17 protein-coding genes are annotated in these 21,549 nt (G+C 73.1%); 8 read left to right on the plus strand and 9 right to left on the minus strand.

Going from position 1 to position 21,549, the window contains the following annotated elements; all coding sequences use genetic code 11:
• On the plus strand, positions 1–1,458 hold the full coding sequence (locus AB3M83_RS02860; RefSeq protein ID WP_412944918.1) for an oligosaccharide flippase family protein: 1,458 nt from the start codon (positions 1–3) through the stop codon (positions 1,456–1,458).
• Here the strand turns inward: AB3M83_RS02860 and AB3M83_RS02865 are convergent.
• Both AB3M83_RS02865 and AB3M83_RS02870 read right to left on the minus strand, forming a co-directional pair.
• Positions 1,442–2,533, minus strand: a complete 1,092-nt coding sequence (locus AB3M83_RS02865) for a glycosyltransferase family 2 protein (RefSeq protein ID WP_412944920.1) — start codon at positions 2,531–2,533, stop codon at positions 1,442–1,444. The two genes, AB3M83_RS02860 and AB3M83_RS02865, sit on opposite strands and share 17 nt — an antisense overlap.
• Positions 2,530–3,747 carry a rhamnosyltransferase WsaF family glycosyltransferase gene (locus tag AB3M83_RS02870; protein ID WP_412944923.1) on the minus strand — a complete coding sequence of 406 codons (1,218 nt, stop codon included), beginning with the start codon at positions 3,745–3,747 and terminating at the stop codon, positions 2,530–2,532. Before AB3M83_RS02870 ends, AB3M83_RS02865 begins: the two co-directional genes overlap by 4 nt.
• Positions 3,748–3,977: 230 nt before the next feature.
• Between AB3M83_RS02870 and AB3M83_RS02875 the strand changes: the two genes are divergently transcribed.
• The 4 genes from AB3M83_RS02875 to AB3M83_RS02890 all read left to right on the plus strand — a co-directional run bounded on the left by AB3M83_RS02875 (position 3,978) and on the right by AB3M83_RS02890 (position 8,143).
• Entirely contained in the window at positions 3,978–5,030 is a 1,053-nt protein-coding gene (locus AB3M83_RS02875) for a glycosyltransferase family 4 protein (RefSeq protein WP_412944925.1), read from the plus strand.
• Entirely contained in the window at positions 5,027–5,755 is a 729-nt protein-coding gene (locus AB3M83_RS02880; RefSeq protein WP_412944928.1) for a hypothetical protein, read from the plus strand. The genes AB3M83_RS02875 and AB3M83_RS02880 overlap by 4 nt, the downstream gene beginning before the upstream one ends.
• Positions 5,742–6,725 carry a YveK family protein gene (locus AB3M83_RS02885; RefSeq protein WP_412944930.1) on the plus strand — a complete coding sequence of 328 codons (984 nt, stop codon included), beginning with the start codon at positions 5,742–5,744 and terminating at the stop codon, positions 6,723–6,725. The genes AB3M83_RS02880 and AB3M83_RS02885 overlap by 14 nt, the downstream gene beginning before the upstream one ends.
• Positions 6,726–6,811: 86 nt before the next feature.
• Entirely contained in the window at positions 6,812–8,143 is a 1,332-nt protein-coding gene (locus AB3M83_RS02890) for an O-antigen ligase family protein (RefSeq protein WP_412944933.1), read from the plus strand.
• An 8-nt stretch (positions 8,144–8,151) separates the two neighbouring features.
• Here the strand turns inward: AB3M83_RS02890 and AB3M83_RS02895 are convergent, their stop codons facing one another.
• A complete protein-coding gene (locus AB3M83_RS02895; RefSeq protein ID WP_412944936.1) occupies positions 8,152–10,026 on the minus strand; it encodes a glycosyltransferase in 1,875 nt (624 codons plus the stop codon).
• A gap of 35 nt (positions 10,027–10,061) precedes the next feature.
• Here AB3M83_RS02895 and AB3M83_RS02900 point away from each other — a divergent pair, with 35 nt between their 5' ends.
• On the plus strand, positions 10,062–10,487 hold the full coding sequence (locus AB3M83_RS02900) for a VanZ family protein (RefSeq protein WP_412944939.1): 426 nt from the start codon (positions 10,062–10,064) through the stop codon (positions 10,485–10,487).
• Here the strand turns inward: AB3M83_RS02900 and AB3M83_RS02905 are convergent.
• The 5 genes from AB3M83_RS02905 to AB3M83_RS02925 form a co-directional block, all read right to left on the minus strand.
• Positions 10,435–11,472 carry a hypothetical protein gene (locus AB3M83_RS02905; RefSeq protein WP_412944942.1) on the minus strand — a complete coding sequence of 346 codons (1,038 nt, stop codon included), beginning with the start codon at positions 11,470–11,472 and terminating at the stop codon, positions 10,435–10,437. The genes AB3M83_RS02900 and AB3M83_RS02905 overlap by 53 nt on opposite strands.
• The gene (locus AB3M83_RS02910; RefSeq protein WP_412944944.1) at positions 11,469–12,716 is read right to left on the minus strand and encodes an MFS transporter; all 1,248 of its coding nucleotides are present in this window, start codon (positions 12,714–12,716) and stop codon (positions 11,469–11,471) included. Before AB3M83_RS02910 ends, AB3M83_RS02905 begins: the two co-directional genes overlap by 4 nt.
• 1 nt (position 12,717) lies before the next feature.
• Positions 12,718–13,353, minus strand: coding sequence for a hypothetical protein (locus tag AB3M83_RS02915; RefSeq protein WP_412944947.1), 636 nt, complete (start codon positions 13,351–13,353; stop codon positions 12,718–12,720).
• Positions 13,354–13,481: 128 nt separating this feature from the next.
• A complete protein-coding gene (locus AB3M83_RS02920) occupies positions 13,482–14,333 on the minus strand; it encodes a WecB/TagA/CpsF family glycosyltransferase (RefSeq protein ID WP_412944949.1) in 852 nt (283 codons plus the stop codon).
• Positions 14,333–15,790, minus strand: coding sequence for a sugar transferase (locus AB3M83_RS02925; RefSeq protein ID WP_412944951.1), 1,458 nt, complete (start codon positions 15,788–15,790; stop codon positions 14,333–14,335). The genes AB3M83_RS02920 and AB3M83_RS02925 overlap by 1 nt, the downstream gene beginning before the upstream one ends.
• Positions 15,791–16,450: 660 nt before the next feature.
• Between AB3M83_RS02925 and AB3M83_RS02930 the strand changes: the two genes are divergently transcribed.
• Together AB3M83_RS02930 and AB3M83_RS02935 are read left to right on the plus strand one after the other, a co-directional pair.
• Positions 16,451–17,008, plus strand: a complete 558-nt coding sequence (locus tag AB3M83_RS02930) for a hypothetical protein (RefSeq protein WP_412944953.1) — start codon at positions 16,451–16,453, stop codon at positions 17,006–17,008.
• Positions 17,005–18,744: a DUF4012 domain-containing protein gene (locus tag AB3M83_RS02935; RefSeq protein WP_412944955.1), complete on the plus strand. Its 1,740-nt coding sequence runs from the start codon at positions 17,005–17,007 to the stop codon at positions 18,742–18,744. Before AB3M83_RS02930 ends, AB3M83_RS02935 begins: the two co-directional genes overlap by 4 nt.
• 224 nt (positions 18,745–18,968) lie before the next feature.
• Here AB3M83_RS02935 and AB3M83_RS02940 read toward each other — a convergent pair whose 3' ends face one another.
• Positions 18,969–21,470 (minus strand): LuxR C-terminal-related transcriptional regulator, encoded by a 2,502-nt coding sequence (locus AB3M83_RS02940; protein ID WP_412944957.1) that lies wholly within the window; start codon positions 21,468–21,470, stop codon positions 18,969–18,971.
• Between the last annotated feature and the right edge of the window lie 79 nt (positions 21,471–21,549).

Genomic DNA, 21,549 nt, shown 5'->3' on the forward strand with positions numbered 1-21,549 from the left:
ATGACTCAGGGGGGAACACTCGGCGCCACAGCCGCCCGGGCCGCGCTCTGGAGCGGGCTCGGCGGCATCACGCTCCGGCTCGGCAGCTTCGTGGTCGGCATCGTCCTCGCGCGGATCCTGGCACCGGAGCAGTTCGGCGTGTTCGCCATCGCGCTGACGGTGCAGGCGATCCTCATGACCGTCGCGGATCTCGGCCTCTCGGCCGATCTCATCCGATCCGACGACCCGATGCGCATCGCGCCGACCGTGGCGACCCTCGGGCTCGTCAGCGGAGGGCTCCTGACGCTCGCGACGCTGGTCTGGAGCGGCCAGATCGCGGAGCTTCTGGGCAGCTCCGCGGCGGCATCCGCGATCGCCGTGCTGTCGGTGAGCCTCGTGCTCGGCGGTGTCACGGTCGTGCCGTTCGCGATGCTGCAGCGGCGATTCCAGCAGAGAGAGCTGTTCGTCGTCTTCGCCGTGGACTTCGTCGTGTCCACGGCCGTCACACTCTCGCTCGTCGGTCTGGGCTTCGGCGTCCTCGCACTCGCGATCGGACGCGTCAGCGCCCAGGTCGTCTCGACGGTCCTCCAGTTCGTGTTCGCCCGGGTGGTGCCCCGCTTCGGCGTCGACCGCACCGTGGTCCGCCCCGTCCTGGCGTTCGGCGTGCCGATCGCCGCGGCGAACCTGCTGTCGTGGGCGCTCCTCAATGCGGACAACGTCATCCTGGCGCGGGTGCTCGGAGCGACGGCGCTCGGGTTCTACGTCCTCGCGTTCAACATCTCCAACTGGCCCATGAGCGCCCTCGCCTCGGTCGTACGGTCCATCTCGCTCCCGTACTTCTCCCGAGCCGAGAGCACCACCGATGCGCTCGCCGTCGTCACCGCCCTCGCCTGGGCACTCGCCCTGCCCGCCGGCGGCGTGCTCGCGGTGCTGAGCGACCCGGTGATCAGCGTGGTGTACGGCGACAAGTGGCTGCCGGCGGCTCCGGTGCTGGCTGCCCTCGGGGTGTACGGCGCGCTGCGGGTGGTCTTCGACGTGTTCGCCGGCTTCCTGTATGCGAGGGGACTGTCCCGGCCCGTGCTGTGGATCCAGGTCGTGTGGCTGGTCGCCATCGTCGGTGCCGTGCTCGCGGGTGCGCAGACCCTCGGGATCGCCGGCGCCGGCTGGGCGCATGCCATCGTGGCCGTCGTCGTGGTGCTGCCGGCGTACCTCCTCGTCCTCCGCCGGGCGGGTCTGCAGATCGTCCCGCTGCTTCGAGAGACGGCGCGGCCGACGATCGCGGCGGCCGCGGCGATCCTCGTCGCCTTCGGGCTCCGGATGCTCTTCGCCGAACCGGTCGCCGCCCTCCTCGTGGCCGGCGGTGGGGCCCTCCTCACCTACGCGGTGCTCGCGGGTCCGTGGGTCTACCGGCGGTTCCGCGGCGCCAGGGGAGGGCCGACCGCGCGGCCGGCGGAGAACGCGGTCAGCGGCCGGGGGTGAAGACGCCGGTGCGGTGCCATCGCGCGTACTGCAGGTCCCGGTCGATCCGACGAAGGCCCGCGCGCGCCGTCTGCCAGGGAGCAGGCCGCCGCGAACCGCGCCGGAGTGCGAGTGACGCTGCCGCCGCGTGAGGCAGCGTCCGCCCACCCGGATCGGTCTCCTCGGCGAACGCCCGGTAGCGACGGACCAGGTCCGCATCGCTCCGACCGCGATCCGACATGTGCACGATGGCGCGGAGGGCCTCGTCCGCGAGAGCCCGAGCGGCGAGGATCCGGAGGGCGGGGGTGGCCGGCACGCGGTCGGCAGACCAGGCGAACAGGGTCGCGAAGGCGTCGCGCCGGTCCTCGAGATCCCCGAAACGCGGGTCGAGCGATTGCGAGAGGCTCCGGGCGTGCTCCCGGTGCCAGGCCTGATCCGCGCCGGCCACGTAGCCGACGTCCGACACGCAGGCGATGCGCAGCCACATCTCCATGTCGTGGGTGTGGGCGAGGTCGCGCTGACCGCCGACCTCGTCGACGACGCTCCGCCGCATCAGCACTTCCGGTGAGGTGATGACGTTGACGCCCGTCCGGCACCGATCCTCGAGCCACGTCGAGCCCGGCCACACCGTCCACGTCCGCGCGCGCAGGCGCGGGCGAGGCAGCTCCGTGCCGGTGAAATGAAGCGGATGCCCGTAGACGAGGCCCACCGAGGGATGGGCCTCGGCGAGTGCCGTGGACCGCCGGAGCGATCCGGGGGTCAGGAGGTCGTCGGCATCCAGCCGCACGAGGTACTCCCCGCGCACCCTCGCGAGCCCGTGGTTGAAGGTGTCGACCGCGCCGCGGTTCTCGGTGTGCCGGATGAGGCGCACGCGGTCGTCCTGGTCGGCGATGGCGCCGACGACGGTGGCGCTCCCATCGGTCGAGCGGTCGTCGACGACGATCACCTCGACGTCGACGCCGCCCTGGCTCAACGCGCTCTCGACGGCCCCCGCGACGTAGTCCTCGTAGTTGTAGCAGGGGATCACGACGCTGACGAACGGTCGCCGCGGGAGCGGCACCGCCGGCAGGCGGCGGGGGCGCCCGGGGGTCGTCACCGGCCCGGCTCCGGCTGCGGGGCGCGGGAGAGTTCGTCCGCGATGACGGCGACCGTCGCCTGCTGGGTCTCCTGCCAGGAGCGGCCGACCACGGACGCGGCGACACGGGAGGCATGCGCGTCCCGATCCTCCCGCCGGACGGCGTCGATGAGGCCTCGCGCGAGGCCCGTCGGCGTCGGCCGAACCCACGACGCGAACGGGTTGGGCAGATCGGCGCGCGCCAGCGGGGAGTCGTTCACAACCGCGACGACTCCCGCCGCCAGCATCTCCTCCGCCACGAGGGAGATGTTCGTGAAGGACAGCGCCAGACCGGCGATGACACCGTTGTACAGCTCGTTGAGCTGAGCCGGCGTGACGTTCCCGTGCTGCACGACCGGGAAGGGCGCGTCGTCGACGACGTCGCCGTACGCGTGGATCGGCTCGTCCGGGCAGGCCTCGTGGAAGATCGCGAGCGCGCGCATCGCGAGCGCGAAGCCGCGGCGGTCGTTTCCCCGCTTCGCGTAGAACACCACTCCCGACCGCGGGCGGCGGGTCTGCTCGCCGTAGATCTCGGTGTCGCATCCGAACGGGACCAGGTCGCCTCCCACCCCGACGTCGGAGACGAGCAGGTCGTGGACCATGCGACCCAGGGCGATGTGACGGAACCCGAAGCGATAGCTGTCCTGTGCCAGCGCATACTCGGCGCCGCGCGGGACGAAGTACGGCTCGTAGTCCTGGATGAAGTACAGGAGTCGTCCTTCGTCGGCTCGGGATGCCGCCACATGCGCCGTCGGCCACGATGTCGCCACGACGGCGTCGTACCCGGTGATGCGGTCGGACGCCGCGCGGATGTCGGCCGTCATCCAGGGCCACGCCCGGCGGACGGTGTCGACGTACTGTCCGATGTCGCCGCGGTGGCGGTCGTAGAGCAGGAGCGTGGTCTCCTGACCCGCCTCGATGGCCGCCTGCATCATGCGGAACTGCGTCGTATGGCCGCCGGAGCCGGCGCGGGGCGGAAAGGACAGCCACGCGACCCGCGGCGGTCGCGCGCCGTCCCAGGGTGGCAGCGGAGGCGTCCGCACCGTCAGCGAGTCGGCGATGTCGGCGGAGAGCAGCGGGAACTCGAGCTCCCGGACCTCGAGCCGCGTGGCCAACCTCAGCGCGGCGTACTGCGCGAGATACCTCGGTGAGCGGCCGCGGATCCGCGCCCACAGACGGCGGCGTCGTGCTGACATGCATTCCCCCAATGCGTGCTGCCAAGTGCCGCGCCCTACGCGGCTGCCCCAGTGGCTGCGAGGCTATCGCACCGCCGTGCCCAGAGGTATAGTTGCGCCACGATCCGAATGGTTTGGGGACCTGCGGTGGGGAAACTTGGGGGAAGTGCACGCGCGCGCCTGCAGATGGGGAGCAGTCGAGGCGCGGCTGTGGGGCGCGCGGTCACGCGTGAGCTCGGCGGAGCGCGGCGATGAGTCGGCTCACCGTCCTCTGCGCCGCGCCGCGCCGCGAGCCGGACCCGCTGCGGCCGGGCGGCTCCCTGCCCTACGGGATGGACGTGCTGGCGGACCACATCGATCTGGCCTGGGTGGATCTGCATCGGGGGGCACGGGAAGCTCGGGTGCAGCAGCGGATCGCGGGCGTCATCCGGAGGCTGTCGCCCGGGCGGCGCGGCTGGGAGCTCGCGCGCGCGGCACGGCGGTTGACACCCGGTCCCGTCCTCTCGGTGTTCGAAGATGCCGGGCTCGCCTTCGCGCGACGGCAGCGAGGGCGGAGCGGGGGACCGCATGTCATGGTCTCGTGCTGGCTGGCACAGGACGTGCAGGACCATCCGGCCGCGGTGCGCTCGCTGCGCGCATCGATGTCGTCCGTCGCCGCCGTGTGCGTCTACTCGTCGAACCAGCCCGGCATCCTCAGCTCGGAGCTGCACATCCCGGTCGACCGTATCCACGTCGTCCCGTTCGGCGTGGACACCGCCTACTACGACCGCCGGCTGGTCGCAGGCCCCGGCGGCGGCGCCGGCGTCGTGGCGGTGGGAAGCGATTCTCGCCGCGACTACGCGACCCTCTTCGCCGTCGCCGAGCGCAGCGGCATCCCGATGACGGTCGCGTGCCGGCCGCGAAACCTCGTCGGGCTGACGGTGCCCCCGCTCGTGGATCTCGTGAGCGTCTTCGACACCGCGTACCGCGAGCTCCTGCACCGGGCGGATGTCGTGGTCACGCCCACCACGGCGCCGGCGTACCCGAGCGGCCAGTCCGTCGTGCTCGAGGCGATGTCGATGGGGAAGGCGACGATCACGACCGACTCGCCGGCCATGCGCGACTACGTGGCGGACGGCGGCACCGGCATCCTCGTGCCGCGAGGAGACCCCGACGCGGTCGGCGCCGCGATCACGCGGGTGCTGAGCGACGACCGGCTCCGGGGCTCGCTGGGCGACCGGGCCGAGCGGGACGTCCGCGAGCGGTTCGATTTGCGGCGGCAGTGGGATGCCGTCGCACACGTGCTCGCCGAGGTGACCGGATGACGGCGTACGACCTGCTGCGGGTGCTGGGGCGTCGCTGGTACGTGCTCGCGCTCGTCGTCGGCCTCACGGTGGCGGCGGGCTGGTCGTTCGCACGCGACGGCGGGCTCCACTTCACACGGACGGTCATCGCGTTCACCGCGGCGGACTCCGGGCCGTGGGAGGAGGCGGGCAGCTCCGATCGAGGCGTGATCCTCTTCGCGTCCGCCATCGCCGCCGAGGTCAACGGCGGTATGGCGCCGATCGCGTACTCGTCGGCGGACGCCCCGTACTACGGCGCCGGCATCCGCGAGGGGGTGCGCGTCAGCCTGCCCGACACCGGCGGGCAGTGGGAGGTCGCGTACAAGAACGCCACCATCGCCATCGACGTCGTGTCGCCGGACCCGGACTGGGTGGCGGACCGTCAGCAGGAGATGGTCGCGGCGGTGAGGTCGGCGGCGGACACGCGTCAGACCGGCATCCCCGCGCAGAACCGGATCGCGGTGGAGGTCGAGCCGCTGAGCGTCACGATCGAGCACGTCTCACCGAGCCGAACCGCACAGCTGCTCGCCATCACCGCTCTCGGGGCCTGCGCGCTCCTGTGCGGCGGGTGGCTCGCGGTGACGTGGGACCGGCGGCGGGCACAGCAGGGGGAACAGGCGGCGGCACGGGATGCCGTCGCCGCACACGAAGGGGCCGCGCTCGCGGTCGCGTCACGGGGGGAAACGAGATCACATGAAACTGGCTGATGCGCTCGGCGCGCTGCGCCGTCGATGGTACATCCTGCTGGCGGGACTGCTGATCGCCGCGGGAGCGTCCTATGCGGTGTGGAATGTCGTGCCACCCGAGTACGAACGCACCGCGACCCGGCTGCTCCTGCCGGGGGCCGCCACGCTTCCGAAGGACGCGAATCCGTACCTGTACGTCGGCGGCCTCTTCCAAGTCGCCGACATCTTGGTGAGGGCCATCAGCGCCGACGACATCACCGCGCTGACCGACGGCCACCCCGGTGCGACGGTCAGCGTGTCCCGTGATGTCGCTGCGGGCGCGGTCATGATCGTCTCGGTCAGCGCCTCGACGGACGGAGCCGCCGACGAGGTGCTGGAGCAGGTGCTCGCACTCACCGAGCAGCGGCTGACGGAGCTGCAGGACGAGCAGCGGATCTCGCCCGCGGAGCGCATCGAGGTCGTCCCCCTCACCGACGCCACGGCGAGCGTCGTCAACCAGAAGAATCGCCTTCTCTACACGGTCGGCGCGGGGCTCGCCGTCGTGGCGATCGGCGCCATCCTCGCTGTCCTGACCGACACCCTGCTCCGCAGTCGTCGCCGCGTCCACGCCGCCGCCGGTGACGACGCCGACGCCGAGGCGGACGTCGACGCCGACGCGGAGGCCGACGGTGGCGTCGACGGCACCGGCTCACCGGGGACGCCGGTCGACCGCACGGGGAGCGTCGACGCTCGCGGCGGCACCGACGACGTCACCGACGACGGCACCGGCGGGGCCGCCGGAGGTCCGTCGTCGCCGGCGGACCGCGGGACGGATGCCGATGACGACATCGATGACGATGACGTGGGATCGCACGAGGAGCGTCAGCCGCGCGAGCCTCGCACCGGCCGCCATCGCCGGTCGCACCACATGAACGCGTCGCCGTACCGGTTCCAGCCCGTCTCGGCCGGCAGTGTCGGCGCCATCACCGCGTGGGATCCGGACAGCCGGTGACGCTCCAGCCGCTGAGGAGGCTGCCTGCGCCCCTGGCGGCGACGGGGCACAGCGTCTGGAAACCCGCGGGACTCGACGCCGTCAGCATGCTGACGGTGTACATCGTCCTGTTGTACGGGTTCCCTTCCAGCCTGTCGATCGCCGTCCTGGGGTCGTTCGGTCGGCCGCAGTTCCTCTGGGGGCTCGTCCTCCTGGCGTGGTGGCTGCTCGCCCGTCTGCAGCCGGTGCAGAGCACGCGGTCGGTGTCGCAGCCGGTGCGGGTGGCACTCGGCATCCTCCTCATCGCGTGCCTGCTCAGCTTCGCCCAGGCGATGCTCCGTGGTCAGCCCGTGGACCAGATCAGTCCGGCCGTGTCCGCCGTGGCGCGGATGCTGTCCTGGTCCGGCGTCGTCCTCGTCGCGATGGACGGGATCCGCAGCATGGGCGATCTGATGTCGCTGGTGCGACGGCTCGCCCTCGCGGGGACGCTCGTCGCGGTGATCGGACTGCTCCAATTCATCACGAAGCAGCCGATCGTCGATGTCCTGTCGGCCATCCCCGGCTTCACCGCGAACACGGGCGGGATCGACAGCCGAGGCGGATTCGTGCGTCCGGCCGGCACGGCGACGCACCCGCTCGAGTACGCGACCGCGATAGCGGTCGCACTGCCGCTGTCGATCGCCTGCGCGATCATCGGCGAGGGCGGCCGCAAGCGGGCCCGCTGGTGGATCCCCGTGATCACCGTCACCCTGGCCTCCTTCCTCGCGGTGTCCCGCTCGGCGGTCATCGGCCTGATGATCGCCGTCGTCGCCGTCATCCCCGGGCTGCCCGCGCGATTCCGCCCCGGCGTCCTCGGCATCGTCACGATCGCGTTCGGAGCGGCGATGGTCGCCGTGCCGGGCCTCTACGGAACCATCGTCGGCATGTTCCTCGGCGTGGGCGAGGATTCGAGCGCGCTCTCCCGGACGGCGGCGCTCGACCTGCTTCCGATCTTCGTGGCGTCGTCGCCGCTGTTCGGCGCCGGGATCGGCACGTTCCTCCCGCGCTACTACATCTTCGACAACCAGTGGGCCCAGATGGCGGCGGAGATCGGGATCATCGGGGTGCTCAGCTTCGCGGGCCTGCTCGCCGCGGCGGTGTGGAGCGCGTGGCGCGCCAGTCGACGCTCGGAGCTCGAGGACCTCCAGGTCGCGGGGCGCTGCCTCTGTGCCTGCGTCGTCACGGTGGGGGTGCTGTTCGCCCTCTTCGACGGACTCGCCTTCCCGATCTCGGCGGGCACCGCGTTCCTGATCGTCGGCCTGTGCGCGGCCGCCCGCACCGTGGGGATGTCCGACGACTGGGTGTCCACCGCGGGGATGGCCGCCGACGTCGACCGGGAGCTCCCGCCGACCGAGACCGTGCCCGTCTCAGCCCGAGTCAGCGTCAACCGGCGGGGCTGAGCCGCGCGTCACTGGGCGACCCCGTCCGAGGATGACCGGCGTGCGCTGAGCCGGTCCTTGAGCCGGTCGACGGCGTCCTTGCCCAACAGTGTGAGCACGAGATTCTTGGCCGTCGCCCGGGCGAACTCGCGCCCTGCCCGGACCGGTACGCGCACGAGCCGGTCCGCGAGCACCGGGGCGAGGCCGGGCGGGGGGACGTCGGTCAGTTCGTCGCCGAACAGACGCCGGTACGGCACGGGGGACACGAGGCGACCGCGCACCCGATTGCTGACGTTCCCGCCGTGAATGACCTGCAGCCAGCCGGGCTCGCCCGCATCGATCACGACGGGGTAGTGGCGACCGAGCAGGGTGTGCCAGTCGCGCCAGGCGGTGCCCGGGGCATCCCACGACTCCGCCACGCTGCAGAACGCGTTCCGGTCGTCGTGGCGAAGGTAGACCTCGTCGCCGCACGCGATGAGGCCCCGGGACAGGTAGATGGCCGCGCGACCGTGTCGGCGCGCGAGGGCCTGGACGCGGGCGGCGAAGTCGTCCGCGAGGGCGTCGTCGTTGTCGAGGTTGGTGGTGACGAGGATGTCGGTCGTCGCGCCGGTGACCGCGCGGGCGTCCCGCGCCACGTCCGGCCAGAGCACCTCGTCGCGGAAGAACGGCGTGAAGACCCGGCGCGCGATGTACGGCTGCAGCCGGTCCAGGAGCCAGGCCGGGCTCAGCGGGTCGAGGTAGACGATCCAGGAGAGGCCGCCTGCGGTCTGCCGCTGGACCGACGGCACGGTGTGCCGCTCGAACAGGTCGATCCGCTCCCGGAGCCACCCGTCCCGGGCCCGGACGAGGCTCTCCGGGCCGGCGGTGGGCAGATTGAACCTCGTCACCAGGACGTGGTCGACGGTCGGCGCCGTCCTCGCCGGACGCTCGTCCGCCCCGTCGCGCGTCGCGTGGGGGAGCGCCGCCCACCGGGACCGCCGCCGCAGCGCCCAGCGAGCCCGCGCGTGGGTCGGGTCCCGCCGCAGCTGCTCGCCGACGATCACCGCGGCCCGGAACAGGCCCGCCTGGCGGGGGAGGTGCTTGTCCGCGTAGCGCACGCGGTTGACGATCGTGAGCGCCACGAGGTCGTCCGACACGCCTGATCCGCCGCCCTCGTGCACGACGCACGCGGCCGGCTCGAACCAGATGCGCCAGCCGGCGTCGCGCAGCCGGCGCTGGAAGTCCGTCTCCTCCGAATAGAGGAAGAAGCGCTCGTCCCAGGCGCCGACCGCGACGGCGGCGCTCGATCGGATCAGGATGGCGGCCCCCGTCGCCCACTCGATCGGGCGGGGCCGCGTGTAATGGCGGTCATCCCGGATGTGCTCCGACAGGGCTGCCGGGCGGGTCGGCCACGCACGCCCCAGCAGGGCGTCCGCGGTGGCCCGCAGCACTCCCGGCTCCCGCCGCAGCGAGTGGGAGAGCCCGCCTTCCGGCGTCTCGACGCGCGGCACGACAGCGCCGGCTCCGTCGTCGAACCGGAGCCGCGCGAGAAGCGAGCGGATCGCGCCGGGGGGCAGCCGGAGGTCGGGGTTCAGGACCAGCACGGACTCCGCATCCCCCGCGCGCGTCATCGCCGCGTTCAGCCCCGCCGCGTAGCCCAGGTTGCCCCCGGTGCGAAGGCGGATGACGTCCGGATGCCGCGCAGCGACCTCCCACGTGTCATCGGACGACGAGTTGTCGGCCACGACGACGCGGAGGCGTGTCCGGGAGGCATCCCGCCGGAGGTCGCCCACGAGCGCGTCGAGATCTCCGGCGCTGTTGTACGTCACGACGAGGACGGCGACCTCGACCCGACCCGCCGGATGGAACGACGGCTGCACGGCGTCCTCGGTCGGTCGCGCGAGAGGCGGGGCGGTGTCGGTCATGGGTTCTCCGTCGGTGACTGTGTCAGAGTGAGCGCGTGGATCGGCGGCGCAGGTGGGTGTGGGGGGCTCTGGCGGGATACGCCGTCCTCGTGGGCGTCGTGCTGCTGTCCCCGCTGTCGCCGTCCGTCGCGATCGACGCCGTCACCGGGTGGATCCGCGACGACGCGGGGCTGACCCGGGTGCGGCAGGGCTGGGTCGAGTTCGGCGGGAACATCGTCATGTTCGTGCCGCTCGGTCTGCTGCTGACGCTGGCCTTCCGTGTGCCGTGGCGCGGTGTCGCTCTGGCGGTCGTGCTGTCCGTCGCCGCCGAGCTCGTCCAGCTGCTGCTGCCCGCGCGCATGCCCAGCATCCGCGACGTGATCGCGAACGCCCTCGGCGCACTGCTCGGAGCCGGCATCGCCTGGCTGCTCATCCGCCGCTCCCGCCCCGCACGACCGCCGGCGACCAGGCGTGCTCGATGAGGATCTCCGGCTCACCGGCGCCGTCCACGGCCAGCGACCACACGTCGCTGTCTCCGGGGGTGTCCTCGCGCGGCATCCCGTACAGGATCGTCTCGTCGTCGAGCCATTCGATCTGGTCGTCGATGTGCCGCGCCTCGGGGAGGAGGGTCACCCCGCCCGTCGCGATGTCGTACACGCCCGGCGTCCAGTGCACCGTGGGCGCGCGCCCCGCCGTCACCCGCTTGAACGCGATGCGACTGCCGTCGGGCGACAGCGACGGGCACTCCATGTCCTCGGCCAGCATCGTGAGGGTCCGCGCCGCGATGTCGCCGCGTACGAGGGCGGTCGTCCCCGCGAGCGTCATGCCCACCGTCGCGTAGAACGTGCGGTCGTCGGCGAAGGTCACGCCCCAGTAGTTGCGGTCGACAGGGGCCACCGGGCGACCGTCGCGGATCAGCGTCCAGTCCTCGAGGTCGCCGAGGTGGGTCCCGTCCAGGCGCGAGACGACCGTGGCGGTGGAGAACCCCACGGCGGCGTACGAGTGCCCGGTGACGAACGCGGTCGTCGCCACGAGCGTGCCATCCGGGGAGATCCTCGTGCGGCTCGGGATGCCGGGCAGCGGCCACGAGGCGATCTCGGATCCGTCGGGCCGCGACGTCGTGGCGGTGTAGCTCGGCACGATCCCCCGCACGACCCGCAGACACGACAGTGCGTCGACGGTCGCATCGAGGCGGTCGCAGACCTCCGCGCCGACGGTGCGTGCACCGCGCGGCGCGGCGACATCGACGCTCGCGACGTGCCCGTACCCGCTCCCCGCGGTCGTGTCGCGGAAGGCGATGCGCCCGCCCCCCGCCCACATGCCGGCCGGACCGGTGTCGGCGGTGCGAGCGGCCGGGGCGGCGACGTCGTGCCGCTGCAGCCACACGGACGCGCCGAACGCGACGAGCGCCCCCAGCATGAGGGTGCTCGCCAGCACCACCCCGACCAGCCTGGTGCGCCCGGTCATGTCCGTCGCGCCATCAGGAGGGGCCGAAGCAGGAGGGCTGCCGCGGGCACGGCGACCGCGAACAGGACCGCCACCAGCAGGAGGGCGGTCTCGGGGCCGAGCACGAACCAGAGGACGCCGAACGCGGATGCCGCGCCGAACCGCGATACCGCGACCACCGTCTGAGCGGCGGCGATCCCCGTCGCCCGCGTCTCGGGCGTCGTCAGCTCGGCGGCCAAGGCGGCGAGGACGCCGTCGGTCGCGGCGTAGAAGGCGCCGAGGAACGCCAGACACAGGAGCGTCGCCAGCAGGTCGTCGATGGCGAGGGCCGCGACCACGTACGCCGCGAGCAGGCCGAGGTGTCCCACCACGAACACCCGCGCGCGTCCGACGCGGTCCGACAGCCGGCCGAGCGGGATCGCGAAGGCGAGGAAGGCGACGTTGGTCCCGACGTAGAGAAGGGGGAACCACTGCGCGGCGAAGTCGCTGCGGGCCTGCAGGACGAGGTAGACGAACCCGTCGCCGATGGTGAGGAGTCCGAGGACGCCCGCCGCGGCCAGCACCCGCCGCATCGGTCCCCGTCCCACGACGGCCCAGTCGAATCGCCGTTCCGCGGGACGCCCGCGCGGGGCGCGCGTCCGCACGTTCGGGACCAGGACTCCGAGGATCAGCACGCCGATCAGCGCGAAGACGAGGGAGGCCGCGAAGACGATCTCGAAGCCGTCCGGCACCGCCCACAGGATGACGAAGGCGATGAGCGGGCCCAGCGCGGCGCCGATGTTGTCGAGCATGCGGTGGATGCCGAAGGCCCGTCCGCGGTCCTCGGGCGCGGATGCCGCGGCGATCAGGGCGTCGCGGGGTGCGGTGCGGACGCCCTTGCCGATCCGGTCCGCGGTCAGCACCACCGAGAGGGCGGCGAATCCGGACGCCCAGAGCAGGCCGATCCGGGCGACGGCGGCGGCCGCGTATCCGCCGAACGCGACCCACTTGGGCTGACCGGAGCGGTCGGAGGTGTATCCGCCGGCGATGCGGGCGAAGGCGGTGACCCCCTGGTACAGCCCGTCGAGAACCCCGAAGGCGATGGTCGACAGGCCGAGGACGCCGGTGACGTACAGCGGCAGGATGGCGGCGACGGACTCGGATGAGATGTCGGTGAGCATCGAGACCACGCCGAGCGTCACGACGGTGGACGACACGGTGCGGGCGCCGCGCGGGGCGGCGGCGCGGCCGGATGCCGCCGGCGCGGAGCGCAGGGAGATGTACACGTCACTCCGTCCGCAGCACGGCGACGATCGAGTACACGGTGCCGGTGCCGCCGGCGGACACGCTCAGCGTCATCGCCGCGGAGGATCCCCCGTAGGTCGTCTCGGTCTCCCCGGCGCCGGCCTCGGACGCCAGGCCCACCGCGGCCCAGCGCTTCTCGAGAGCCGCTCGCACCGCATCCGGCGCCTTCTCGGAGCGCGCCGTCACCGTGGCCTGCAGGGTGGTCCCCTCGGATGCCACCGAGCTCTCGAGCACCTCGTCGCCCTCGACCGGGCCCGCGAGCGCGTCGGGGTATCCGTCGACGAGTTCGCCCCGGGCCGATCCCGAGGCGGGGAGCGACCCATCGAACAGCGGCGGCTCCGGTGTCATGAGCGGCACGCCGGCCGAACGGCTCGTCGCGTCGGGCGGCTGGACCTCGCTGCCGTCGACGGGCGTGGCATCCGGATCCGGCCCGGGAGCGGGCGGCGTCGACCGTTCCGCGACGGGCGCGGGTGGCGCCGGCGGACCGGCCGACCACACGACCGCTCCGATCACGACGGCCGCGACGATGACGCCGGCAGCGATGACGGGGCCGACGGCTCGCCGGCGCCAGGTCGTCCGCTCCGGCGCGACGCGCTCGGCTGTTCCGGTCTCTTCCATTCCCGCTTCCCCCTCGTCTGCGGTGGTGGTTCGCGCTCAGGGAGCGCTGGTGCGGTGCGACCGCGTGCCCACAGGGCGAGCACGGCCGGACGGGGGGCATCCGGCCGTGCTCGCGTGCGGGCGGCGGCTCATGCGCCCTGTCGAGCCGAGGACCGGCGAACGGCCATATAGGCCGGAGGTCCCTCGATGAGGTACCGTCTCGCCAATCGCCTCGGCTCGAGCATGAGCCGCCACATCCATTCGAATCCCGCGTCGGACACCCAACGAGGCGCCCGCGAGACCCGACCTGCCAGGAAATCCACGACGGCCCCGAACGCGAGCAGGACACCCGCTGCCGTCTCGTGACCGTGATCAGCGATCCACTTCTCCTGGCGAGGCTTTCCCAGACACACGATGACGATGTCCGCGCCCGCCGAGCGGATCTGCTCGGCGATCCGGCTGCTCGCCTCCGGCGAGGCCAGCTCTTCGCGGGTCGGCGTCCAGTGTCCGACGAGTCGCACCCCGGGCCATTCCGCCGTCACCCGGTGGTGAAGGGAATGGCGCACTTCGGGTGCTCCGCCGAGCACGGCCACACTCCAGTGCTCGGCGGAGGCTTGGGTGAGGATGTCCCCGATCAGATCGCTCCCCGCCAGACGCGGCCAGGGCGTCCCGGTGAGGCGTCGGGCCTCCTGCGCGATCGGCGCGCCGTCGATCAGATTCAGCCACCGCGCGCGACCCGCTGCGGGCGGAAGGCCGCCGGCATGGTGGATGTGATCGAGATTGATCGAGACCACCGCGAGCGGCGCCTCCTCACGCGTGTGCACGGCCGACGCGATGACGGCGCGCGCGCCGTCGGCGTCGGTGAGGTGGACGTCGGTGCCCGCGATGCGGACCGTCGGCGGACCGAGGCTCGTCGGTCGCGGTGCGATCGGGACGGGCGCCGTCCACGGCGTCCTCCCGATGCGGGTACGGATCGGCGATGTCGCCACGCGCATGGCCATCAGTACGCCCCCTTCGCTTGGAGCACCACGGTCGCGGTGCGGAGCATGATGGCCAGGTCCCGGACGACCGACCAGTTCTCGACGTAGTGCAGGTCCAGCCGGACGCTCTCGTCCCAGGACAGATCGCTCCGCCCGCCGATCTGCCAGGGACCGGTGATGCCGGGCCGCAGGTAGAGCCGGCGGAACACCGCGACGTCGTACGCGCGCACCTCCTGCGGGAGCGGCGGGCGAGGACCGACGACGCTCATGTCGCCGCTCAGGACGTTCCAGAACTGCGGCAGCTCGTCGATGGAGTACTTCCGCAGGAAGCGTCCGACGCGTGTGACCCGCGGATCCTGCCGGACCTTGAACAGCGCGCCGGCGCCCTCGTTCTGCGCGGCGAGCTCGATGAGCTCGCGCTCCGCGCCGACCCGCATGGTGCGGAACTTCACGATGTCGAACTCCCGACCGTCCCGTCCGACGCGGCGCTGCCGGAAGAGCACCGGTCCGGGTGAGTCGAGTCGGATCGCGAGCGCGATGATCGGGGTCACCAGGATGATCGGGATGAGCGCGCCCAGCGAGGTCACGACGTCGAGCAGTCGCTTCACGCGGTGCTGGGCGCCGTCGTACGTCGGGATGCGGACGCCCACGAGGGCGAGGCCGTCGCTCGCGTCCAGGGTCAGCCTGCCCGCGTCGACGTCGGTCAGCGGGGTGGCGAGCACGAGGCTCGCCGCGGTCCCCTCAAGCTGCCAGCTGAGCCGCCGGACGAAGTCCGGGTCGTGGGTCGGACCGGCGACGATGACCGTCTCGGCGTGGATGGCGCGGGCGATCTGCGCGGTCGCCGCCGCCGTTCCCAGGACCGGCACCCCGCCCGGTCCGTCGCCGGCCTCCGCGGCATCCGACTGCATCAGGGTCGTGCCGACGACGTCGTGGCTGAATCGGCGGTCGGTGTGCAGCGTGGGCACGAGGGCCTCGAGCACGGGACGCGACCCGACCACGATCGTCCGCGGTGCCCGCTGGCGGCGGGAGGCCGGAGCCCACCGCCGCCAGAACATCCGACCGAGCAGCACGGCGACGAAGCCGACCGGGATCGTGGTGAGCAGCAGGGCGCGGCTGTCCGCCGATGGCGCGAAGGCCACCCAGCACGCACCGCCGGCGAACGTCACGGCGGCTGCGGACAGCGTGCGGATGTACTCCCGCTGCGCCGGGATGCGGGCCTCGCGGCTGTGCGTGGCGGCGAGCGCCAGCAGGAAGACGGCGATCACGGTCACCGCGCCCGGCACGATGCGCACCGCCGCGGCGGTCGTCGCGATCAGCAGAGCGGATGCCGCGACCGTGACGCCCACGGTCAGCGCGACCGCGTCGGTGACGAGCAGCGTCGTGCGATGGCGGCTGCGCGCACGCTGGAGGCGCAGCGCCTCGGGCGTCGGACGCGGTGTCAGCGCGAGCGCCAGCGAGGCGTCGGCCACGGCGGGCATCACGATCGTGCCCCGGCAGTGCCGTCGGTGTCGGCGGTGCGCCCGTTCGAGCGCACCTGCCCATCACGTTCCATCCCCATGAACGTCATTCCCCAGTGTTTTCAGGTGCGTGCCGAAGCGCGTACCTCCCCAAGTGCGGCCCGGATGCCGCGGATCCCCGATACGCCGGATCGCCGGCGCCTGTCACGGCTGCCCCCGGCTCCGGTGCCGGAAGGACCCGACCCGGCGACCGACCCCTCGGTCACCCGGTCCGCTGTCTCAGCGTTCTCCGCGGGCCCGCCGTGCCGGCCCGCTGTGGTCGGACTCTTCGTGCGGTGCGCTCGGAGAGCGCAGCCGCACGAAGAGCCCCGACAGACATGGGACTGTCCCCCAGTTCTCCCCCATTCCATCGTGCTGTCGCCGATGTGCTCGCCTCGCTCCCCAAAGCGTTACGAGCGGCGACATCGGGAACGCTACTCGCGGCGCCGCACCCGGACCAATAGGGGGATCGACCTAATTCGATGTCCCCCGAACGGCGGACAGAGTGGGGGAGGCGATTAGGGGGAGGGGGAAGCGGGTTTCGGGGTGGGACGACCGCTCGAGCGCGTACCGTGGTGCCGAGACCGAGCGGGACTGTGCGACCGTCGACAGCCCGACTCGGCGGCCTTTGGGGAGGCTGACATGGGGGGTTATTCTTTGCGCGCCGTCGTCGCGGTGGGGGTGCTGGCGCTGATGGCACCCGCGGCCGCGGCCGCGGCGACCGGCACCTATGCGCCGGTCACACCGCGCGAGCCGGGCCTGCTGGGCTCGGAGGTGAGCGGCCGCTGCGCCGACGGCGTGGCGGTGATCGACTACGCCGTGCAGGCGGTGGGGGCCGAGGGGCCCCTCGGTCCTGCCCGTCTCGAGCTGACGGACGGCCGGTCGCGCGCGACGGTTCCGCTTCCGGAGGTCTCCGCGGACCGGCTCGAGGGTTCGGTCCGCTGGCCCGGCGAGGATCCGCGCGATGACCGCCTGAACTGGACCACCGGCGACATCCGGGCCGAGCTCCGGGTGGGCGAGCTGAGCCTCGAGGTGCCGTTGCGGTATCCGGAGTCGCCGTGCGCGGCGGTCGCCGGTGACCCGCTCGCCGTGACCGGGTCATCGCTGCCGCAGCCGGTCCTGATCGGCGGGGTCGCGGCGGTCGTCCTGGGCGGCGTGCTCGCCTGGGGCTCCCGCCGGCGGCGTCGCCGGGTCGGGTGAACGCCCGCACCCGCCGCATCCTGCTCCTCGCGACCGCCGCGCTGCTGATCGGCGGCGCGGCGGCGGCGACCCACGTCGCCCTCGCCGCGATGCACCTCCGCGACGGCCTGCGGGAGGCGGACGCGGCGGCGACGGTGGCGATGGGAGCGCTGGGGCGGGGCGACCTGGCGGCGACCGAGGCCGCCGTCCGGGAGGCGACGACGGCGGCGACGGACGCGGCACCCGCCGACCCGCTGTGGCGGATCGCGGAGGCGGTCCCGATGATCGGGCCGAACCTGTCGGCGGCGCGTGTGGCCGCGGAAGGGCTCGGCCGGCTCGGCAACGACGTCGCCACGCCGCTGCTGGACGCCGCGCGAAGTCTCGAGGGAGCGGACCCGCGCGCCGCGCTGGAAGCTCTGCGGGAATCGGCGACCCGGCTCGACGCGGCGGAACGGGCTCGGACCGCTGTCGCCGACGAGGTCGCGCGCGTGCCGCGGGAGCACCTGGTGGCAGAGGTCGCGGCGGGTCTCGACACCCTGTCCGACGCCGTCTCCCGCCTCGCACCGATCACCCAGACGGCCTCGTCGGCGGCATCCCTGCTCCCCGCGATCCTCGGCGCCGACGGCGAGCGCACGATCCTGCTGCTCGTCCAGAACCCGGCCGAGCTCCGGACGGGTGGCGGGATAACGGGGTCCTTCGTCGAGCTGCGCGCGGTGGACGGCGAGGTGACCCTCAGCGCGCAGCGCGACTCGTCTCGCTTCGCTCCGGCCGCGGCTCCGATCCTGCCGCTGCCCGTCGGCGAGCAGCGCGCACTGGGCGACGGCATCGGGAGGTTCGTCCAGAACGCGTCGATGACCGCCGACTTCGCGCTGACGGCGCGCCTGGCTTCGGCCTGGTGGGAATCCGACGGGTTCGCCGCCCCCGACGTCGTCGTGTCGCTCGACCCGATCGTGCTGGCGGCGGTGCTCGGTCCGCTCGGGTCGGTCGACACGGCCGCCGGGCCGTTCGGACCGGGCGACGTGGTCGACCATCTGCTCGTCGAGCCGTACCTCACGCTGTCGCCGGACGGCCAGACCGACCGCTTCGCCGACGTCGCCGGGGCGGTGGTCTCGGCGCTCGCGACGCGGGCGGAGCCGCTCGCGATCGCGGTCGCGCTGCGCGAGCCGATCGGGGAAGGGCGACTGTCGGTGTGGAGCCGGCATCCGCACGAGCAGGCGATCCTCGGCGGAACCGCTCTGGCGGGCCCTCGCGCCCGCCTGGAGCAGGCCGGAGCCGACGCCTTCGCCGTCTACTTCAACGACGCGACCGGCGGCAAGCTGACCCCGTACCTCGACGTCGCACTCGCCGTGCGGACCGGGACGTGCCGAGTGGATCGCCTTCCCGAGGTCGAGGTGGAGGTGCAGCTGGCGAGCAGGCTGCCGGTGGACGCCGCGGACGTGCTGCCGATCAGCGTGACGGGCGGGGGCCTCTGGGGTGCGACATCGGGATTCATCGCACCGACCGTGAGCGTCGTCGCCCCGCCCGGATGGTTCGCCGGCGGGGTCCGCGTCGACGGCGAGCCCGTGTCGGCCGTGAGCGTGTCGGACGGGGACCGGCCCGCCGTGACTCGACGCACTGACGTGCGGCCGAGCACCGCTCGGACCCTGACCTTCCGCTTCATCTCCCCGGCCCGCGCGGCGGCGGAGCCGGCCGTTCTCCACACGCCGCTGCTGGCGCCGCTCGAGGTGACGCGCGCGCCGCTGGACTGCGCCGGCTGAATCCGCCACGCCGCACAGCAGAATGCTCGGTTCTCGGTGAGGATCGAATGCAGATCGGCTACAGTGACAGTGCCGTCTGCCTCTGGCTCAGGGCGACTCCCCAGTTGCCCGACGCACACTGTCCCCAAGCATGTGCTGTCGCGAGCCGCGACGGCTCGGCGGGCCCCCTCCAGCATCCCAGTCCCCACTGGAGCGGACGGGGGTCCGCCTCCTTCGTCCGGTGGTCAGCCGATCCGTCGTTCGGTGGCGTCGCCGTCGTCCGCGTCGCTGCTGTCGACGATCGCGCGCAGCTTCTCGATCAGGTCGGTCCGTGACGTCGCGCCGAGTCGACGCCGGATGCGGGCGATGTGATGCTCGGCTGTGCGAGGCGAGATGAAGATGGTCTCGCCGATCTCCGCGTAGGTCTTGCCACTGACCACGAGCGCCGCCACTTCGAGCTCCCGAGGGCTCAGCAGTCCGCTCTGCCGCATCACCTTCGGCTGCGGAGCCTCGGCCATCTCCGGCGCGACGCCCGGGTGCAGCTCGCGCGCGAGCGCGGTCAGCCGGGCGATCGCGCGCCACCCGCTCGCCTGCACGGCCGCTCGCTGAGCCAGTCGGGCACCCTCCCAGGCGAACCCGACCGCGGCGAGCCCGGCGCTCGCGGCCTCGACCTGGTCGACGTTCACGGTTCCGTGCCAGATGCGCATCGCCTCGGTCGCGGCGGCGGACATCGCAGCCGCGACGCGGCCGTGCGGAGCCATGTCCGCGAGGATGCCGGCGATGTCCTGCGCGGCGGTGACATCCTCGATGATCACCGCTCGCTGCAGCGTGGCCCAGTGGAGCGGCGCCGCCCACAGCGGCGGGTCGCCCAGCCGCTGCAGGAGCGCCCGGCTGGTGGCGAGCACTGGATCCAGGCGCTCGGCATCCCCGAGCAGCCCCGAGACGATGAGGAACTCACCGAGCACGTGAAGGGCGAACAGGTCGGGCTCCACGCGCCGGACGTCGTCACGGACGCGGTGCCAGAGCGGGCGGAGCTCGCCCGCGGCGCCGAAACGGCGGACGAACGCGAGGTGGACGCCGTCGCGGAGGAGGACATCGCGTGCGCTCAGCGGCATCGCGGAGCCGTCCACCTCCGTCAGTCGCGCCGCAGCCTCCTCGGGGCGCCGCATCTGGACGAAGACCCACGCCGTCCACAGCAGCAGGCGCGGACGCGCCCACGCGCCGCCGTGGTCCGCCATGAGCGCGTCGCCGAGGACAGCCAGGGCGGCATCGAGGTCGCCCGCATTGAGAGCGGTCAGGGCGGCCAGCACCGCCGGCAGCTCCGGGATCGGGCCGTCCTCGCCCGACTCGCCGTAGATCTCGCTGGCTCTCACCAGGTCGTCCAGCGCTCCGGCCGGGGGTGTCGCCACCGTCGCTGCCAGACCGCGCAGGAGCACCCGGACCGCGACGGAGAGGGTCGTCGGGACGTCGGGCGAGGAGCGCGGCGCCGTCACGGTCTGCTGGAGCGGGCCTGCGTCTCCGGCGCCCAGCGCCGCGATCGCCGCGTGCGCGCGCACCACCTGGTCCCGTAGGACGTGGGCGGCATACGTCGCGGCGCTCACCTCGAGGTAGCCGCGGGCGCTCCACACCGCTCCGACGAGGTCCACCGCGCGGTCGTGCGCAGGATGGTCCGTCGGGATGCTGAGGGCATCGAGGAACGCCGCGGCGTCGTCGACCTCTCCGCGGTCCCAGGCCATCCGGCTGGTCCGGACGGCGATCTCCAGCGGATCGGCGCCGGCCATGCGCGCGGCGTCGTAGAGGTCCATCGCCCGGGCGACATCGCCTCCGGCCACCGCGTCCGCATAGGAGAGGAGGACGCGCGCGAGCCGGGGGTCGGTCACGTCCCCCAGCGACGCGACGACGTCGGCGGCTGGCGGCGGCGCGCTCTCGTCGTCGAGCAGCGACATCATCTGCGCGACGGGTGTCGTGCGGAGCACGGCGGCGCGCACGACCGGGATCGGGTCGCCGTTGCGCATCAGCAGTCCTTCGGCGTGCGCGAGCGCCGCGTCGTCGCCGGTGCCGGCGCCGATCGCCGCGGTGCGACCGGATGCGCGCCAGCCCAGGCTCGCGCGACGCACCACCTCGGCCACGTCGGGTTCGACGGTCTGCAGGCGCTCGGCGACGAGCTCGGCCACCGCCTGGCTGACCTGCTCGTGCGCCGGGTCCGCGCAGGGGTCGTCGCCGTGGGCGGCCAGTGCCGCGATGAGAAGCCAGGTGACCGATCCGCAGAGGTGGACGAGTGACGACACGCAGCCGGCGCCGATCGGTCGTCCCGCGGCGGCGAGCGCGGCGGTGACGTCGCGCGTGTCGAGGTGGCCGAGGACGATCGGGGGCGCCGCCTGCTCGAGGCGGCGCATGAGCTTGCGCAGCCGTTCGCTGCGCGGCCAGGGACGCGTGGCGAGGATCAGCCCGGTCGACGGGTCGTCCAGGAGGGCCGACAGCTCGTCGACCCGGTCGTCGTCGAGGAGGTGGGCGTCGTCGACGAAGCGCACGGATGCCGCGGCACCGGTCTCGGCGTCGCCGTCGCCCTGCAGCGGCGCCGCCAGCAGGCGCAGCAGCACGGTCTTGCCGGACCCCGCGGGGCCGATGATCGCGCACCGGGGCGCCCGGAGGTGACCGGCGATCAGCTCGTCCACTCGGGCGTGCGCGAGCAGCGGCCAAATCCCTGCGCGGGAGGGCAGGCGATTCGGTGCGGATGAGAGTGCCATGGCGGTTCTCCCCCCGAGTTCCCCCTGCGTGTGCCGTGCTCTCGTCCCGGCGCCGTCGCCGGCACCTCTGTCTCGAAGG

The organism is Microbacterium pasadenense (assembly GCF_047246565.1).
In the GTDB taxonomy this organism is placed as follows: Bacteria; Actinomycetota; Actinomycetes; order Actinomycetales; family Microbacteriaceae; genus Microbacterium.

Excerpts from the sequence above, each read along its gene's own strand:
- AB3M83_RS02860 (WP_412944918.1), top strand. The coding sequence starts at position 1 with ATGACTCAGGGGGGAACACTCGGCGCCACAGCCGCCCGGGCCGCGCTC.
- AB3M83_RS02870 (WP_412944923.1), bottom strand. The coding sequence starts at position 3,747 with ATGTCAGCACGACGCCGCCGTCTGTGGGCGCGGATCCGCGGCCGCTCA.
- AB3M83_RS02875 (WP_412944925.1), top strand. The coding sequence starts at position 3,978 with ATGAGTCGGCTCACCGTCCTCTGCGCCGCGCCGCGCCGCGAGCCGGAC.
- AB3M83_RS02880 (WP_412944928.1), top strand. The coding sequence starts at position 5,027 with ATGACGGCGTACGACCTGCTGCGGGTGCTGGGGCGTCGCTGGTACGTG.
- AB3M83_RS02885 (WP_412944930.1), top strand. The coding sequence starts at position 5,742 with ATGAAACTGGCTGATGCGCTCGGCGCGCTGCGCCGTCGATGGTACATC.
- AB3M83_RS02890 (WP_412944933.1), top strand. The coding sequence starts at position 6,812 with ATGCTGACGGTGTACATCGTCCTGTTGTACGGGTTCCCTTCCAGCCTG.
- AB3M83_RS02895 (WP_412944936.1), bottom strand. The coding sequence starts at position 10,026 with ATGACCGACACCGCCCCGCCTCTCGCGCGACCGACCGAGGACGCCGTG.
- AB3M83_RS02905 (WP_412944942.1), bottom strand. The coding sequence starts at position 11,472 with ATGACCGGGCGCACCAGGCTGGTCGGGGTGGTGCTGGCGAGCACCCTC.
- AB3M83_RS02915 (WP_412944947.1), bottom strand. The coding sequence starts at position 13,353 with ATGGAAGAGACCGGAACAGCCGAGCGCGTCGCGCCGGAGCGGACGACC.
- AB3M83_RS02920 (WP_412944949.1), bottom strand. The coding sequence starts at position 14,333 with ATGGCCATGCGCGTGGCGACATCGCCGATCCGTACCCGCATCGGGAGG.
- AB3M83_RS02925 (WP_412944951.1), bottom strand. The coding sequence starts at position 15,790 with ATGCCCGCCGTGGCCGACGCCTCGCTGGCGCTCGCGCTGACACCGCGT.
- AB3M83_RS02930 (WP_412944953.1), top strand. The coding sequence starts at position 16,451 with ATGGGGGGTTATTCTTTGCGCGCCGTCGTCGCGGTGGGGGTGCTGGCG.
- AB3M83_RS02940 (WP_412944957.1), bottom strand. The coding sequence starts at position 21,470 with ATGGCACTCTCATCCGCACCGAATCGCCTGCCCTCCCGCGCAGGGATT.